This is a genomic window from Gloeocapsopsis sp. IPPAS B-1203 (genome assembly GCF_002749975.1).
Taxonomy (GTDB): domain Bacteria; phylum Cyanobacteriota; class Cyanobacteriia; order Cyanobacteriales; family Chroococcidiopsidaceae; genus Gloeocapsopsis.
In genome coordinates this window covers 103928-119383 of record NZ_PEIG01000008.1, presented here as the reverse complement: position 1 = coordinate 119383, position 15456 = coordinate 103928, and the positions used below count along the sequence as shown (strand labels likewise).

The following is a 15456-nucleotide window of genomic DNA, read 5'->3' as shown; positions in this document are numbered from 1 at the left end:
TTATATGTGAAATGCTTATCATTTTAAGCAGTAATCGAACTCAACTCAAGAACCATCTCAATATATGTTCTACTTATAACCAAGAAGTAAACCTTGCTCAGTACGCTTGACTGCGTAGACTTGCGCTCGCAAAGTCCTACTCAAACAGATATTGCATGAAGTTTATATTTTTACACTGAGCGATCGCCTACACTTTATTTGTGGCAGTTTTATTTACAAATTGACTCCATAAATTTGCTGTTCTTTGCCAAATACTCAGCCTTGACATTATTAACTGTACTAAAGCTAAAAATAGAAAAGGTGGAATAGTTGTCAAGTAGCGATACCACAGTCTACGAGGTTCCTGAATCAGGCGATACAACCATTCTAACCCCAGATTTCTCATCCAAAAAGGTGCTCTTTTATGAATTCCAGCAAATACGGGAAATGCTCCTCCTAACCCAATCATGACAGCATGAATTTTTCCTTTATGTTGGTCTATCCAGTACTCTTGCTTTGGACATCCTAAGGATACTAGAACCACTCCAGCACCACTACTATTAATCTTTTGAATAATTGCCCTATCCTCTTCTTCTGTAAGTGGTCTAAAAGGTAATGACTCCTTGCCAGCAATTTGCAAGTCAGGAAACTTATCACTTATTTCTTCTTTCATCTTTTCTAATGTTTCCGTTGTGGAACCTAGAAAGAAAAGACTAGTATTTCTTTGTGGAGCTAACTGACACAAAGATAAAAGAATATCCATCCCAGCTACTCGATCTTGCCAGTATGCCCCCATTAATTTCATTATCCAAACCAAGGGCATACCATCAGGTGTCACCATATCTGCATTTCTCAAAACGGTAGCAAAAGCAGGTTGATTGTGAGCTTCCATTAGCATATGTACATTTGCTACACAAACAGTTTTACTTTCAAAGTGATTAGCCCAATCAAGAATTATCTCTATCTGTTCTCTTAAAGGAAGAGCAGTAATGGGCACATTAATTACATTCACCAATGACTTAATTGACTTAATAGTTTGTGAATAATACTTATTTGTTTTTATTGTTTCTAAAGCTAAAGTCATGTTTTAGTCCTAATAAAGTATTTTTTGAAATTTTCTACTTACAAAAGCTAAGCATATTTAATTTGTAGAAGTACTTTTAAAAAGTAAAACAAGCAACAAATAATATGAATTTGAAAAAGTAAGTAATTGTGAATTAATACTGAAATCTAAGAGTCTTGCAAGGCAGACAACTCTTAAAGATTGGTAAAATGAATCTATTTTTGTAAATCGAAGTTTAGAACATTGCACAAATCAGTACGATTAATGCATTGTTTATGTTCAAAATTTTAAATGTTATTTCCTAGTTAAGGCAATTAAAAAACGAATCATTTACAAAAAAAATATATCTATAGAGTGATGTTTATTCTATTGGTACTTTGGTTTTCTCTTCAGTTTGTTTATTCCTAAGGATCAGAGGTCAAATATTATAGTTTTATTCTTTAAAAATTGAGTGAAGAAGATTTAATGGCTTACCTTGAATATAAATAACAAAAAATTAATAAGTTGCTTATTATGACAAGTATCTATTATCATTGATAAATACATATGTTTGTGACTTGTTAAGCGACGTTGTTTAAAGAATTAAATTTTGAAATATCAGTATTAGTTTTTATTTAAAGATAGACAAGTAAGCACATAGCTTTTAACACAGTAAAAATAGGTGTTCCCAAAATAAAAATCTATCTTTTCGACTTGCGATCGTTCATGCCCTATGCTCTTTTTACCAAAAGAGTGCAAGTACTTTGTTATGAACAACAAAGATAGTTTTTTTATGCAAAATATCTTTTACAAAAACAACATCTGCATGTATCTTTAAAATAAAACAGTCTTTCTATATATGTATATGAAAGTATTTTTCCTGGCAGTAAATGTTCTATCTTTCTATGCATCTCTGCATTTATAGAGTTACAATCTTATTAAAATTTAGTTATAAAGGGAAACTATTTAAGGTTATTTTTTTGTGGTAGTTTTTTTCAACAAGAAGTAGATTAACTACATTAGACTATTCATCAGTAAAAAAACTTTAATAGCTAAATGCAATTTTCTTTCTGTTGTATTGCGATACGTGGCAAATCAACTTGAGTAATAATTTGAAAATAGTTGGATTAAATTATTATAGTAAATTATAGTTTTTCTTTATAGCTTTATGCTTTTACTAACATAAACAATATTGCTCATTTCATTTTTCAACACATAAGTTAAAGTTACACTAATTGAGTATTCATTAGCTCTTGCTGTGTATAACTATGTCTAAAAATAAGTTTTCTAAACAAATACTCTTGGTCAGAATGGTGAGTAATAGTAGATATAAAATTGATAAATTGAACCTTAAACATAAGTCTAGATAAATACTTAAACTTATTTTTTAGAGTACTTATTGCTCTTTGCAAATTTGTAATACAGTTTTTTTGAAGTTGGATTTATTGAAAACACTACTAGTACCTTAATAAGTAATTGGATTAATATTCAAATTTAAAATTGAAGTGTTTAATAGTTGAACTTAGCAATTAAATACTATACGCACATACTTGTGACACTAGATAGTTTATTGCAAATAGCTATTTAAACAATATAGAGAATTAGAGTTCATTTATTCTGTAGCTATCATAAGCAAAAGAAAATTATATGCTACTCTCCTTGATGATTTTCATTTAAGCTTTACACATTAGAAGCAGTCTATAAAGTTTACATGAAAGTCAATTTTATAATTTATGCTTGAGGAAATGCTATCGTTATTTTTACATATTTTAAGTTTGGTCATAGAGATGAACAGTTCTATCAATAGATAATTAATAGTTTTTTTGAAGTAGCGAACTTTTATTTTAAAATACAATCCGAATTTATTATTTCATACACTTTACTTCAAAATACTTAAGTTAGCTCGTTGTTTTTACGGCAATACGAATAAATCTATAAGAACATAGGAATATAAATGAAGGCTAGAAGCTACTTTCCCAAGTTATTACCAGAGAAAAATGGCAAGTCAATTCACTCTTTACCTGTAGTGTATACAACTCAGTTAGAGGAGGGAGATGAAGGTGGCTTAGATCTTGGTCAGTTGTTTGGAGCTTTACGTAGAAGAGGTATGATCGTTGCTGGTATAACAACGGCGATCGCATCTGCTGCTTTTGCTTTTGCTTTCTCAAGTACACCAACTTATCAAGCTAAGTTTGAGCTTTTGATTACACCAGAAACTGTAGAAAACAAGTTAACGCCATCGCTTTTAAATAAAGAAGTAGACAGGCATTCTGGAGGTGTGAATGAAACTCAGCTTAGAATTTTGCAAAGTCCTAAAATCATGCTTCCTATCGTTAAAGATATTGAAGCAAGATATCCAAATCATGGCGTACCAAAACTTAAGTTCAATTTGGTTACAGGAACGAATGTTTTAGAGGTTAGTTATCAAGCTCTAAACCCTAAAAAAGTTTCTCTAGTTTTGGACATTGTGTCACAAGCATACGTAGCATACAGCTTAGAAGAGCGTCAAGCAGATGTTCGCCAAGGTATTCAATTTGTAGAACAGCAGTTACCGCAACTACAACAGCAAGTCGAAAGTCTACAAGAACAAATACAAACATTTCGTCAACAGTACAATCTTATCGATCCTGCAAACCAAGGTAAGCAACTTGCCGATCAGCTACACGGAATTGTTCAGCAGCGATTGGAAACACAAACACAGTTAGCAAAATTTCAATCACTCCACAGTACTTTGCAAAATCAGTTGCAACTGCAACCTGAAGAAGCTAAAACTGCTTCAGCTTTAAGTGAGGCTCCCCGCTACCAAAAGCTATTAAACCAACTACAAGAATTAGAAAGTCAAATTGCAGTAGAGTCATCAAAATATCATGATGATAGTCCTCAAATTCAAGTACTACGCGATCAAAAACAAAATTTACTGCCTTTAATTGAGCAAGAAGGGCAACGAGTATTATTAAATACAGTTCCTAATAATGTCTTCGAGTCAAAAACTTTAGCATCTCCCAATTCATTACGTCAGCAGCAAACTCAGCAATTCTTTGATACTGCCAACCAAATACAAGCATTAAAGGCACAAAGTCTAGCATTGACACAAGCAGAACAATCTTTAAGACAACAGTTTCAACGATTTCCTGTACTTGTGCGTCAAAATGATGATTTAGAACGACAACTCAAAATTGCAGTTGATAACCTCAACCAATTTTTGACTAAGCGCGAAGCACTGCAAATTGATGCTGCACAAAAGCAGAGTCCTTGGCAATTACTGACTCCTCCAACTGAACCTAAATCTTCTACAGTGAGTGTGAAACAAGTTCTGATTTTAGGAACAGGTCTCGGTTTAATTTTAGGAATTGCGGCTGCGTTACTGGTAGATAAGTTAAAAAATGTCTTTTATACAAGTGATGAAGTTAAAGCGATCGCTAACCTTCCACTATTAGGTGAAATTCCTATACAACGATATAACGAGGCTTATCAAGAATCATTACACTCTTTGTACACGAACATCCGCTTCCTCAGCTTTGATACACCTGTGCGATCGCTTTCAATTATCTCACCAACTTCTGGAGATGGTCGTTCTACTATTGCTGTGCATCTAGCCCAAACAATCGCGGCAATGGGTCAACGCGTCTTATTAGTAGATGCAGACTTGCGTTGTCCTAAAATTCATATGCTTTTGGGCTTACCAAATACAAAGGGTTTAAGTAATATCATTGCTGAAGAATTAAATTTTCAAGATGTGATTCAGCGATCATCTAATATTTTAACAACATTTGAAGGTTACAACTCAGCAGATGCAGAATTAAGAACAGTCAAATCACCTTTAGAAGATGACTTTTTTGTTTTGACAGCTGGACAGGTTCCACCCAATCCTATCAGTCTACTGACTTCGCAGAAAATGCAGATTTTAGCCAAAGATTTATACTCTGCATTTGATTTTGTCATATATGACACACCACCATTATTGAAATTTGCAGACAGTAGCATTGTTGCTGCCCAAACTGACACCAGCATTTTGGTTGTAGGGTTAGCAAAGACAAAAAAATCAGCATTAAAGAAGGCACTAGAAAGACTGAAGTTGTCCAACTGCTCAGTTCTAGGCACAATTATCAACCTGACTAAAAAGTAAAATCAAAATGTCATGCAATAAAACAATGGGCGGTACTGGACTCGAACCAGTGACATCCTGCTTGTAAGGCAGCGCTCTACCAACTGAGCTAACCGCCCGTTTTGTACGCAAGTATTAATAGTAGCAAATCATTGCTAAAAAAGCTAGTATTTTTGCAAAATATTTTGCTGAACGTATTAACTAAACTCAATGCCCTCTGGTAGAACGCACGATCGCATTACTTTATGGGGCTTGCCCTTAATTACTGGTCTGACTTTTTTCCATACTCAGAGTGGTAACTTAACCTTAATTATGGCTGGAGCCTATCTTTTTAGTGGCTTAATGTTTGGTCCAGATTTGGATCTGTACTCTAGACAGTACCAGCGTTGGGGTTACTTACGGTGGATTTGGCTGCCTTACCAGAAAGTACTAAGACATCGCTCTATTTTTTCGCATGGGCTGTTTATTGGAACAACTCTGCGAGTATTGTATTTAAGTGTATGGCTTGCTCTCACAGGGATTTTCGTCTTGGGAGTGGCGCACTTAATTTGGGGAGTGGAATTAACTTGGCAACAGTTGGTTACAGCAAGTAGGCGATCGCTTCTACAAAACACAGCAGAATGGATTTGCTTGTTTGGCGGACTCGAATTAGGAGCAATGAGTCATTCTTTAAGCGATTGGAGTAGTTCTGCCTACAAGCGGATACAACAGAATCGTGCCAAAATGAAGAAACGTAAAGTCAGCTCAACACAACTCAAACGTCGGAAATAGCATTTTCGGATGACTCACCCTCAAAACTCAAATCAACCGCAAGCTACTCACGAAACTTTGGTAGCAATCCAAGAACTTATTGATGTTGTGGCAAAACTGCGATCGCCTGATGGTGGTTGTCCGTGGGATCTAGCACAAACGCCGGAAACTTTGATTCCTTATGTGATTGAGGAAGCCTACGAAGTCGTAGATGCGATTCGCACTCACGACCAAACCGCGATCGCTGAAGAACTAGGGGATTTATTATTACAAGTTGTTTTGCAAGCACAAATTGCCTCAGAAGTTGGTCATTTTAGCCTTAAAGAGATTGCCCAAGGAATTACTCAAAAACTGATTCGCCGCCATCCTCATGTGTTTGGAGATGTTAGTGTCCAAAATGTCGATGAAGTGCGACAAAATTGGGAACAAATCAAAGCAGCAGAAAAAGGCACATCCCTAACAGATGCGCAAAGATTAAGCAGTAAACTAAGTCGATATACGCGATCGCTACCACCACTGTTAGCCGGAATGAAAATTTCTCAAAAAGCGGCGGCGGCGGGATTTGAGTGGGAAAATATCGAGGGCGTGTGGGCAAAATATCACGAAGAACTTGCCGAATTTCAAGAAGCGATCGCTCACAAACCATTAGAAGAACAACAAGCAGAACTTGGTGACTTGCTATTTGTAATTATCAACCTAGCGCGATGGTATCAACTCGATCCCGACGCAGCATTGCAAGGAACGAATCAAAGATTTGTCCAACGCATCATCCAAATGGAAACTTTTGCACAGCGTCCTTTGTCTGAGTATACGCTGGAAGAATTAGAAAATTTATGGCAACAAGCTAAAGCCAGATTAGCTAAAATCCAGTCTTCTGAGGACGCAGTTTAGTTTTAAGTAAATATATTTTATGGTAAGAGTATTGCTTTTCGGCTTGGCGATCGCGACTGCTACAAGTTTGATTGCAAGTACAGCCTTAGCCCAACCGAGTAACAAATTAACCGTAGTTGTAGATAGAATTGCCCGTCCTAGAGGTCAAGTTTGTTTTAGACTTTACGATAAAGACAAAGGTTTCCCGCAGAGTGATGCTGGTGTGATTCAAAGTGGTTGCACGAATGCGCAAGGCTCTTCAGTTGTAGCAGAATTTCATGGATTACAGGCTGGAACGTATGCGGTAACTATATTTCATGATGAAAATAATGACCAAAAACTAAATACAAACTTCTTAGGTATTCCTAGAGAAGGTTTTGCAATTTCTAACAATCCCCCAGTAAAAATTGGTGCCCCCAAGTTTAACAATGCTAGTTTTAGTGTTGAGGGAGATACAACGATTAGAGTCAATATGCGGTATTTGTAGAGATAAAAATAATTGTGCAATGCTACTTCGAGATAGCATCAATAAGAGTGCGAATAAATTCCCTACTACATAAACAAAGTCCACCTCCGTGGACTCCTAATAAAGCCTTGTTTGAGTGTACGAAGGCACACTTCGTTTGAATAGCCCTGACTTCAGTCGTAGGAAGAGTGCGATTCATGCAGGAAATCTAGCAAAATCGGGTTTCCTCTTTCAATTGAGCCGCTATTTCTTGTGTTTGCGCTAAAAATGCATCGAGAAGCGGCTTACCAAACTGCAACAATGGTTGCACAATTTCCTTACCTGCTGTTGCAGGTGTACCGGCATTGAAGGGTGGTTTAGGTGTATATTCCATCATCAATTGAGCCATTTTTGCTACCTCCTCGCCACATAGCAATTTCAGTAGGGTTAAGCCAAAATCAATTCCAGATGTGACGCCAGCCCCTGTGACACGATTGCGATCAATCACAACTCGTTGGGGTATAACTTCAACTCCTAGCATTGCCAATTGATCTCGAAATGCCCAGTGACAAGTTGCTTTGTAGCCTTGCAGTAAACCAGCAGCAGCCAAGATCATTGAGCCTGTACATACACTAGTTAGGTATTGAACAGATGTAGATTGTTGTTGCAGGAAGCTTAAGATTTCAGCGTCTTTCGTAACTGCGACTTGCCCAATACCCCCACCAGGAACGCAAATCACGTCTAGAGGTGGGCAATCGGCAAATGTTACAGTTGGAGTAAGAGTTAAACCTTCGTTACTGACGATCGGAGTTAGGTTTTTCCAGATCAAATGCAGTTGTGTGTTCGATGGAAATGCTAGAACCTGATAAGCTCCCATTACGTCAAGTTGAATAACATCCGGATAAATTAGAAAGCCAATTTGTAGTTGAGTCATAGTTTACAGTTGCTCGAAATTTATGGCTGTGGAACGATTGTAGGCAGAGTTTTTACACTCGCATAGTCCTCAAGTGGGTACCTCAATACATGGTTTATTCTCTTCACCCTTTATTTCAGGCGATCGCCTCTGCACCTACCCAACAGGCATTACGATTCAGGTTCATGGATAGCATCAGCGGATACTTTGGGGTGCAACGTTGGGGAATTTATCTTTTAGACACGGAAAATAGCTTAGCCAGCGTTGATGTCAAGGGAGTTTCAGAGGCTTTTGTTGAGCAATATCAACAAATAGGTAAATCTGTTGATCCAGTTCTGCGATATGTTGTGCAGTATCATGCTCCAGCCCATGAAGAGTTAGTTTTGCCAAAAGGCGCTTGGAAACAGAGCGAATTGTACAAAAGGTGCTGTGCTACATACGACCATGAGCATATCATGACTGGACCAATCGTTGGGCAAGGTCAATTAATCGGTACAGTGAACTTTGCTCGTATTGGTAATGCACCTGCATTTAGCCAACTTGATTTAGCTAGTTTCGGCGCGGTTTGTATGCATTTGTCTGCACGCCTTGCCCAATTGCGACACCCTTCAGTTGTTCCAAATCCACTATTTAAACGCCTGAGTGCTAGAGAAGTTCAAATCGCTAATCTTGTTGCTAAAGGATTAACTAATGCAGAGATTGGCGCAGAGTTATGGATTACTCAGAATTCTGTCAAACAAGCCTTAAAGCGTATGTTTCGGAAATTGGAAGTTTCTGCGCGGACAGAAATGGTAGCAAAATTGCGTGATATGCTTTAACTTTTGAAAGAAAAGGTTATATTAAGTTCTTAAAAAACTCTAATGCACAAACTTTTACACAGTACTACTATACTTCTCCGTATCGAATTATTTGTTGGTTTATTCGGATTAATACTGTTTTTAGGATACCTAGGGTTTGCTAGCGATCGCGATAATAAGATGCATTTACCAATAACTTCACCGACAATACAGAAATAGCGCGATCGCAGCTTGTGGTTAAGTTAAGTAAGCATTGGTAATACCAACACACCTAAAATAATTGCACCAGTGCCTGTAAAATATAACCAAAAGCGGTGATAGCTGTTAACAACAGTACCTGCATCAGTACGTAGCTGCGCTAAATCTAGCCACGGCATCACACCACGACGAAACCAACCAACAGTACTAACCGAAGAACCAATTAAGTTTTTGACGCGGTTCATACCAAAAAAGAAGTTTCCCAAAGAACCAAAACGCGAAGCATAGCGTAGATAGATCATACCTGTACGAGCTTGTAGCTTCAAATCAGAACCAAACTGATAGCCAGCATCACCACGCCCGATTAATTCACCTTGGAGTCTGATCGGTTTACCGCGCAAGGGGCTGGCGTAAGGATCGGACATTAGGGTGAGAACATCAGAACTTGCAGTAAATTGAAAATTGGGGAACATCACCGCAGCTTTGATTAAAGTTCCTATGCCAAAACCAATTAAAACTGTTGCAAGGATAACTGTTCCACTCGCAACTTCGGCTGAAACTAAGAACAAACCAACAATTAGACCACCAAAAATTCCGATCGCTTGCGCAGCATAAAGCAATACATCTAACGCAAAGTTACCATACAGCTTTTTCTTATCAAGACTTTTGCCTTCAGCAATAACACGACTGAGATCAAACTCTGTTTCTAATCCTAATTGTTCAGCATAGTTACTCAAAGCGCGGATGCGTTTTCCGGTGAGGGGGTGAGTAGAACTCAACTCCATAAACCAACCCCAAGGGTTAAACATATCCCATAAGAAAACACGCCCTAGTTGTTGTGGTGGCGCGATGCGATACGCAGTTCCTGTTGCTGTCGCAGCTTTGGCGTCGTAAATTCCTAACGCACGAGTACCTTCAATTAAGCGACTTGGTTCAGCAGCGTGTTTGCTTTCTTCTAAAATACCATAGGCAATCTTGACTAAAGCGCGAGATAGTGCATTAGGATTACCTGTGGTTTCAGCTGCAAAATGATCGGCAAAATATTCGCGTGTTCGCGACAGATAAAGAAGTAGATAAGTGCCGACTATGTAAAAAACATACGCTACTGCTGCGGCTGTTCCTGCGGCATTTTTAACTTTTTCACCACCACTTCTTCCTACCCTACGCGCAAAGGTGTAAATTAAGTAAGTGATTTGTACTAAAGTTGAAGCTAGCGTCATGACAGCAAAGTCCCAGTGAACAATGTGACCAAGTTCATGAGCGTATACTGTGGCAATTTCTTCGTCTTCTAAGTAAGTAAAAAGCCCTTGGCTGACAACTAAACGCGCCGTATTGGGCAGCGAACCATACGTGAAAGCGGTGGGGTTTTGGTCATCAATAATGCCTAGCCGAGGCTGCTGTAGCTTTTGTTGGGCACAGATGCGTTGAATGATTTTTGCCGTTTCTGGACTATAGCGTTGCACTTCTGCTAAAGATACCCAACGAGTATGATACAGCCAATTCTGCATCAAGTCCATCAGCAGTGGTGATAAGAAAAAGGCTGCGATATTGAATAGAAGTGTACCTGCGATCGCAATATTCAATCCGTTAACCGGATCGTCGCTACTCAGAATGAAAGTTAGTGCTAAAAATAAGACGAACACCATTCCTAAGAGCAATGTTATTGTTACGCCGGATGCTAGCGCCAGATTACTTGCAACACTCGTCATAGCAAGTTTAATTCCTGCTTGTGCGGCTCGTTTGGGTTTACTGTGTGTTATGCGGGATTGTGATTGGCTGTTTAAAGATTCGAGGGCGAGTTTTGCCCACTTTTGAGCTTCTGAGTTGGGATGAGTTGCAAGCTGTTTTGCCAGGGCGATCGCTTGTTGCTTTTGATTTGATTTTTGATACGCTTTGATTAACCAAAATTGTGCTTGTAGATAGTATTTATTGTTATGGTCGATACTACTATTGCAATAGTTTTCTAGTATTTTTACAGCCTCGTGGTAACGTTGTTGTTGGTAAGCTTCTATAGCTGTTTGTAATAATTCAAATTGAGGAGACATACAATTGCCTCTATAAGTTCTTGTCTTTATATATACCCAGAACTTCAAGGAGACTAATGATCCATTCAGAAAGGTTTGATGAAGATTGTATAAATTAAGAGATTAACGAACCACCCCAGCGCAGCGCTAGCGTAGCGAAGCCGAAGGCGTTAGGCACAAAGAACGCGAAGGAAAGAATAGAGAGGTCTCTCTAAAATTCTCAATTAGAACAATGATTGATAGGATTGTAGAGCAGTCATTGTTGTATTGTTATGACTACTCAGATTAACCTTCCTTTAACTGCGATCGCCCGCAAAACTCGTGACTGCGCTCAAAAATTAGCAGTTCTTTCTAGTGAACAGAAGAATCAAGCAATTGAGGCGATTGCGCAAGCTTTAGAAGCAGCTACAGATGAAATTTTGGCGGCGAATGCTGCGGATTGTGCGGCAGCACGAGATACAATTCCTAAACCACTGTATCATCGGCTGAAGTTAGATCGGGCAAAGTTGCAAAGTGCGATCGCGGGAGTCCGTGATGTTGGGAAACTTACCGATCCAGTGGGTGCAGTGCAAATTCATCGTCAGCTTGATGATGGTTTGATTCTCAAGCGCGTGACTTGTCCTTTAGGTGTATTAGGTGTTATTTTTGAAGCTCGTCCTGATGCGGCAATTCAAATTTCGGCTTTGGCAATAAAATCAGGAAATGGTGTCATCCTTAAAGGTGGTAAAGAAGCAATACGCTCTTGTGAAGCAATTGTGAAAGCGATTCATCTAGGATTAGCTCAAACGGCGATTGGTCCTGATGTTATGCAGTTACTGACAACCCGCGAAGAAACTCTAGAGTTGTTGCAACTCGATCAATTCGTTGATTTAATTATTCCTAGAGGTTCTAATGCTTTTGTACGCTTTGTGCAAGAGAATACGCGCATTCCTGTGTTAGGTCATGCTGATGGCGTATGTCATCTTTATATTGACCGTGCAGCAGATTTAAGTAAAGCTGTCGCAGTTGCTGTAGATTCAAAAACACAGTATCCAGCAGCGTGTAATGCCATTGAAACTCTACTAATACACCAAGCGATCGCGCCTGCATTTTTGACGCTTCTCGCCCCAGCGATGCAAAAGCACAATGTTGAATTACGCGGTGATGCAGGAACTCGCGAAATCTTAGATATTGCACCTGCAACAGAAGCCGATTGGTCAACTGAATACAGCGATTTAATTTTATCAATTAAGGTTGTCGATTCTTTAACGGATGCGATCGCGCATATTAATGAGTATGGTTCGGGACATACAGATGCGATCGTGACTGAAAATGCAGAAGCAGCAGATACTTTCTTATCGCAAGTTAACGCAGCGGGAGTGTTTCATAATTGTTCCACGCGCTTTGCTGATGGCTTCCGTTACGGTTTTGGTGCTGAAGTCGGAATTAGTACGCAAAAATTACCACCTCGCGGTCCCGTAGGGTTGGAAGGTTTGGTAACTTATAAGTATCAACTGACTGGTGATGGTCATATTGTGGCAACTTATACTGGTGAAAATCCTAAACCGTTTACTCACAAAGATTTAGACTAATACCTCAAACTAAGGCTTTCAGCAAGGCTTGAAGTTTAAGTTGAATCTCCGCAATTTCGCGATCGGGATTAGAACCTGCAACAATACCTGCACCCGCGTAAAGTCTAGCGCGATCGCGATCAATCAAAGCAGAACGAATTCCGACAATAAACTCACAGTTTCCTCGATCGTCAAGCCACCCTAAAGGCGCAGCGTACAAACCACGCTCAAAGGTTTCATAGTCTTGAATTTTTGTACAAGCAACATCGCGCGAGACACCCGCTACCGCAGGAGTAGGATGAAGCGCAGCAACAATTTCTAAGGGATGAACGTTTGCTGGTAGTTTTGCTTGAATTGGTGTCCACAAATGCTGAATATTAGAGAGTTGCCGCAGTCGCGGTGATAGAGTTTGGGGCACTATGCCCAATTCATACAGGCATTGGGTAATAAAATCAATCACAACACGATGTTCGTGTCTTTCTTTTTCACTATTCAATAAACAATTTGCGAGTTTGGTGTCTTCTGCTAAGGTTTTTCCTCGTGGTGCTGAACCTGCTAGTGCGTCGGTATTTAACTGTTGATTGTCAATACTAATCAAACGTTCTGGACTTGCTCCAAGAAAGTTTTGTCCCTTACCATTACTGACAGCAAAAACGTAACAACCTGGATGAATGTTCCGCAGGTTTTCAAGAGATTGAAACAAGTTAAAAGGGGTCTCGCAACTCACATCAAGAGGATGCGCTAAAACGATTTTCTGGAAATAATTTGACTCAATTAACTTTAAACTAGATATAATTGATTGTTTAAAATTCTTAATATTTTTTATTTGTTGGTTGCGACTGATTGAATTATAATTGTTCTCTGGATTGCTTTGAAGTTTTAATAAGTTTATCGTTCTAATTTTTTGACACCAATCTTGGTATAATCTACTTAAATTTGTTTCTTGCTCTATTAAGAAGTTCGCAACTAATATACAGCGATCGCCATAGCGAGATATCTGCCAACGAGGTAAAAATATAGTAGCTGCTGGAAATGGATAATCTATTTGAGCGGTTTCATTAAAGAAACTGAAGCTACAAAAAAAGTGAGGTCCGGTAGAAGCTTCGTTACTGGTGTCTACTTTAATAATTTTATCGAGACAGGAATTAACAAACTTTTGCGCTTGAGAAAAACGATTTACACCAGAAGTTTGTAGTTGAGCAACAGCATCAATAGCAGCGATCGCTGATTTGTTACTTTTGTTCTCAAAGTAAAAACTTAATTGATTCGGCTGCTCTATTTCCTGAAGTACAACGAGTGGATCGACGTCCTCAACTTCGAGAGAAATATTAACTATGCGTGAAGAATCTGCTACGCAATTTTGTTGACAATGTGAAAGAAACTGATATAGCTCATTGTGGTAAAGATACGTATTAGGACGACATGGTAAAACTGGCATGGATGTCGAAAAAGTAAATTTTTTTAAAGTTTTCTTCCTGGTTTGTGATTAACCGTGGTGTATTTCTAGTAGCATACTTATGCTGCGATTAACCACTCTGCTCGTTAGCGGCAATTTACTAAGCAGGTTTGGGAGGGCTTTTACTGTATAAAACTTCTTTAGTAAAGTACATCATCATTGCAGGTTAATACTCATATTATGTTACAGAATTTGTGTTACAGAATCGACAATATTCAAATAATTCTTTATATTTTTTTCTTGAAAAGATGATGGTTTTATCTACTACAAAGAAGGTTTAATAATATAACAGCTTTTAAGCAAACTAGTAGTTGAATTAAGCTAACATAATGACTACAAAACTGATAGAATATCCAAATACCAAATTATGGATGGCAGCAATTAAGCCACCAATGTACAGTGTGGCAATTATGCCAATATGGATAGGAAGCACCGTTGCCTTTGCTGAGACTAAATATTTTCATCCAGCAATATTTTCTACTTTTATAGCAGCGGCTGTTTTCATTCTTGCTTGGGAGAATTTGAGTAATGATGTTTTTGATTCGGAAACTGGAATAGATAAAAATAAAGCTCATTCTCTTGTTAACTTAACAGGTAATAAATCCTTAATATTTTGGATAGGAAATCTATTTTTAGTTTTAGGGTTATTAGGGATACTATTAATTGCTTGGTGGCAACAAGATTTAACTGTCATTGGTCTAATTTTGTTGTGCTGTTTTTTGGGTTATATGTACCAGGGACCACCTTTTCGCTTGGGATATCAAGGTTTAGGAGAAGTTATTTGCTTCTTTTGTTTTGGTCCCCTAGCAGTTGCAGCAGCATACTATAGCCAAACTCAATCTTGGTCATGGACGAGTTTAGCTGCAAGCTTTATTGTAGGAATTGTGACAAGTTTGATTTTATTTTGTTCGCATTTTCACCAAGTCAAAGACGATATAGCTGCTGGAAAGCGATCGCCAATTGTCCGGCTTGGTACAAAAAAATCCGCACAACTTCTGCTTTGGATTGGTGGTAGTATTTATCTTTTCACACTATTGTTTGTAATTTTTGGGATATTTCCAATTTGGACGTTACTTAGTTTAATCAGCTTACCGTTTGCATTGAAGTTATTTCGCCATGTCTTGGAATACCACAATCAACCAGAAAAAGTCAGTAATTGCAAATTTTTAGCTGTAGAAATGCATTTTTGGAGTAGTTTATTACTAGGTTTAGGCTTTATTCTGACAGCAAGTTAATGACTTGGTAACTGGTGATTGGTCATTGGTAATTGGGTCAACTTATTAACAATTACCTGTTACCCATTACCTAACTCTAAAAAGTATGATTT

The 15456-nt window shown here is 38.3% G+C and carries 11 protein-coding genes and 1 tRNA gene; 7 read left to right on the top strand and 5 right to left on the bottom strand.

What is annotated here, in order from left to right; genetic code table 11:
* Nucleotides 1-187: 187 nt before the first annotated feature.
* Complete coding sequence (locus CSQ79_RS15565; protein WP_099702083.1) at nt 188-1063, bottom strand: WecB/TagA/CpsF family glycosyltransferase; 876 nt, start codon at nt 1061-1063, stop codon at nt 188-190.
* Between the two features lie 1912 nt (nt 1064-2975).
* Between CSQ79_RS15565 and CSQ79_RS15560 the strand changes: the two genes are divergently transcribed.
* Nucleotides 2976-5147: a GumC family protein gene (locus tag CSQ79_RS15560; RefSeq protein ID WP_099702082.1), complete on the top strand. Its 2172-nt coding sequence runs from the start codon at nt 2976-2978 to the stop codon at nt 5145-5147.
* Between the two features lie 26 nt (nt 5148-5173).
* Here the strand turns inward: CSQ79_RS15560 and CSQ79_RS15555 are convergent.
* Nucleotides 5174-5245 (bottom strand) — tRNA-Val (locus CSQ79_RS15555).
* A 91-nt stretch (nt 5246-5336) separates the two neighbouring features.
* Here CSQ79_RS15555 and CSQ79_RS15550 point away from each other — a divergent pair.
* The 3 genes from CSQ79_RS15550 to CSQ79_RS15540 are packed head-to-tail and all read left to right on the top strand — an operon-like array spanning nt 5337 to nt 7233.
* Entirely contained in the window at nt 5337-5897 is a 561-nt protein-coding gene (locus CSQ79_RS15550) for a metal-binding protein (protein ID WP_099702081.1), read from the top strand.
* Nucleotides 5898-5906: 9 nt separating this feature from the next.
* Nucleotides 5907-6767 carry a nucleoside triphosphate pyrophosphohydrolase gene (mazG, locus tag CSQ79_RS15545; RefSeq protein ID WP_099702080.1) on the top strand — a complete coding sequence of 287 codons (861 nt, stop codon included), beginning with the start codon at nt 5907-5909 and terminating at the stop codon, nt 6765-6767.
* Between the two features lie 19 nt (nt 6768-6786).
* Nucleotides 6787-7233 (top strand): DUF2141 domain-containing protein, encoded by a 447-nt coding sequence (locus tag CSQ79_RS15540; RefSeq protein WP_099702079.1) that lies wholly within the window; start codon nt 6787-6789, stop codon nt 7231-7233.
* 187 nt (nt 7234-7420) lie between these two features.
* Here CSQ79_RS15540 and CSQ79_RS15535 read toward each other — a convergent pair whose 3' ends face one another.
* A complete protein-coding gene (locus tag CSQ79_RS15535; protein WP_099702078.1) occupies nt 7421-8125 on the bottom strand; it encodes a DJ-1/PfpI family protein in 705 nt (234 codons plus the stop codon).
* An 89-nt stretch (nt 8126-8214) separates the two neighbouring features.
* Here CSQ79_RS15535 and CSQ79_RS15530 point away from each other — a divergent pair, with 89 nt between their 5' ends.
* Nucleotides 8215-8922 (top strand): helix-turn-helix transcriptional regulator, encoded by a 708-nt coding sequence (locus tag CSQ79_RS15530; RefSeq protein ID WP_099702077.1) that lies wholly within the window; start codon nt 8215-8217, stop codon nt 8920-8922.
* A gap of 221 nt (nt 8923-9143) precedes the next feature.
* Here CSQ79_RS15530 and CSQ79_RS15525 read toward each other — a convergent pair whose 3' ends face one another.
* A complete protein-coding gene (locus tag CSQ79_RS15525; protein WP_099702076.1) occupies nt 9144-11144 on the bottom strand; it encodes a M48 family metalloprotease in 2001 nt (666 codons plus the stop codon).
* A gap of 251 nt (nt 11145-11395) precedes the next feature.
* On the opposite strand from CSQ79_RS15525, the gene CSQ79_RS15520 reads away from it, so the two are divergent.
* The gene (locus CSQ79_RS15520) at nt 11396-12694 is read left to right on the top strand and encodes a glutamate-5-semialdehyde dehydrogenase (protein ID WP_099702075.1); all 1299 of its coding nucleotides are present in this window, start codon (nt 11396-11398) and stop codon (nt 12692-12694) included.
* Nucleotides 12695-12698: 4 nt separating this feature from the next.
* On the opposite strand, the gene CSQ79_RS15515 is transcribed toward CSQ79_RS15520, so the two are convergent.
* The gene (locus CSQ79_RS15515; protein WP_099702074.1) at nt 12699-14111 is read right to left on the bottom strand and encodes an isochorismate synthase; all 1413 of its coding nucleotides are present in this window, start codon (nt 14109-14111) and stop codon (nt 12699-12701) included.
* Nucleotides 14112-14458: 347 nt separating this feature from the next.
* Between CSQ79_RS15515 and menA the strand changes: the two genes are divergently transcribed.
* Entirely contained in the window at nt 14459-15364 is a 906-nt protein-coding gene (menA, locus tag CSQ79_RS15510; protein ID WP_099702073.1) for a 2-carboxy-1,4-naphthoquinone phytyltransferase, read from the top strand.
* Nucleotides 15365-15456: the final 92 nt, after the last annotated feature.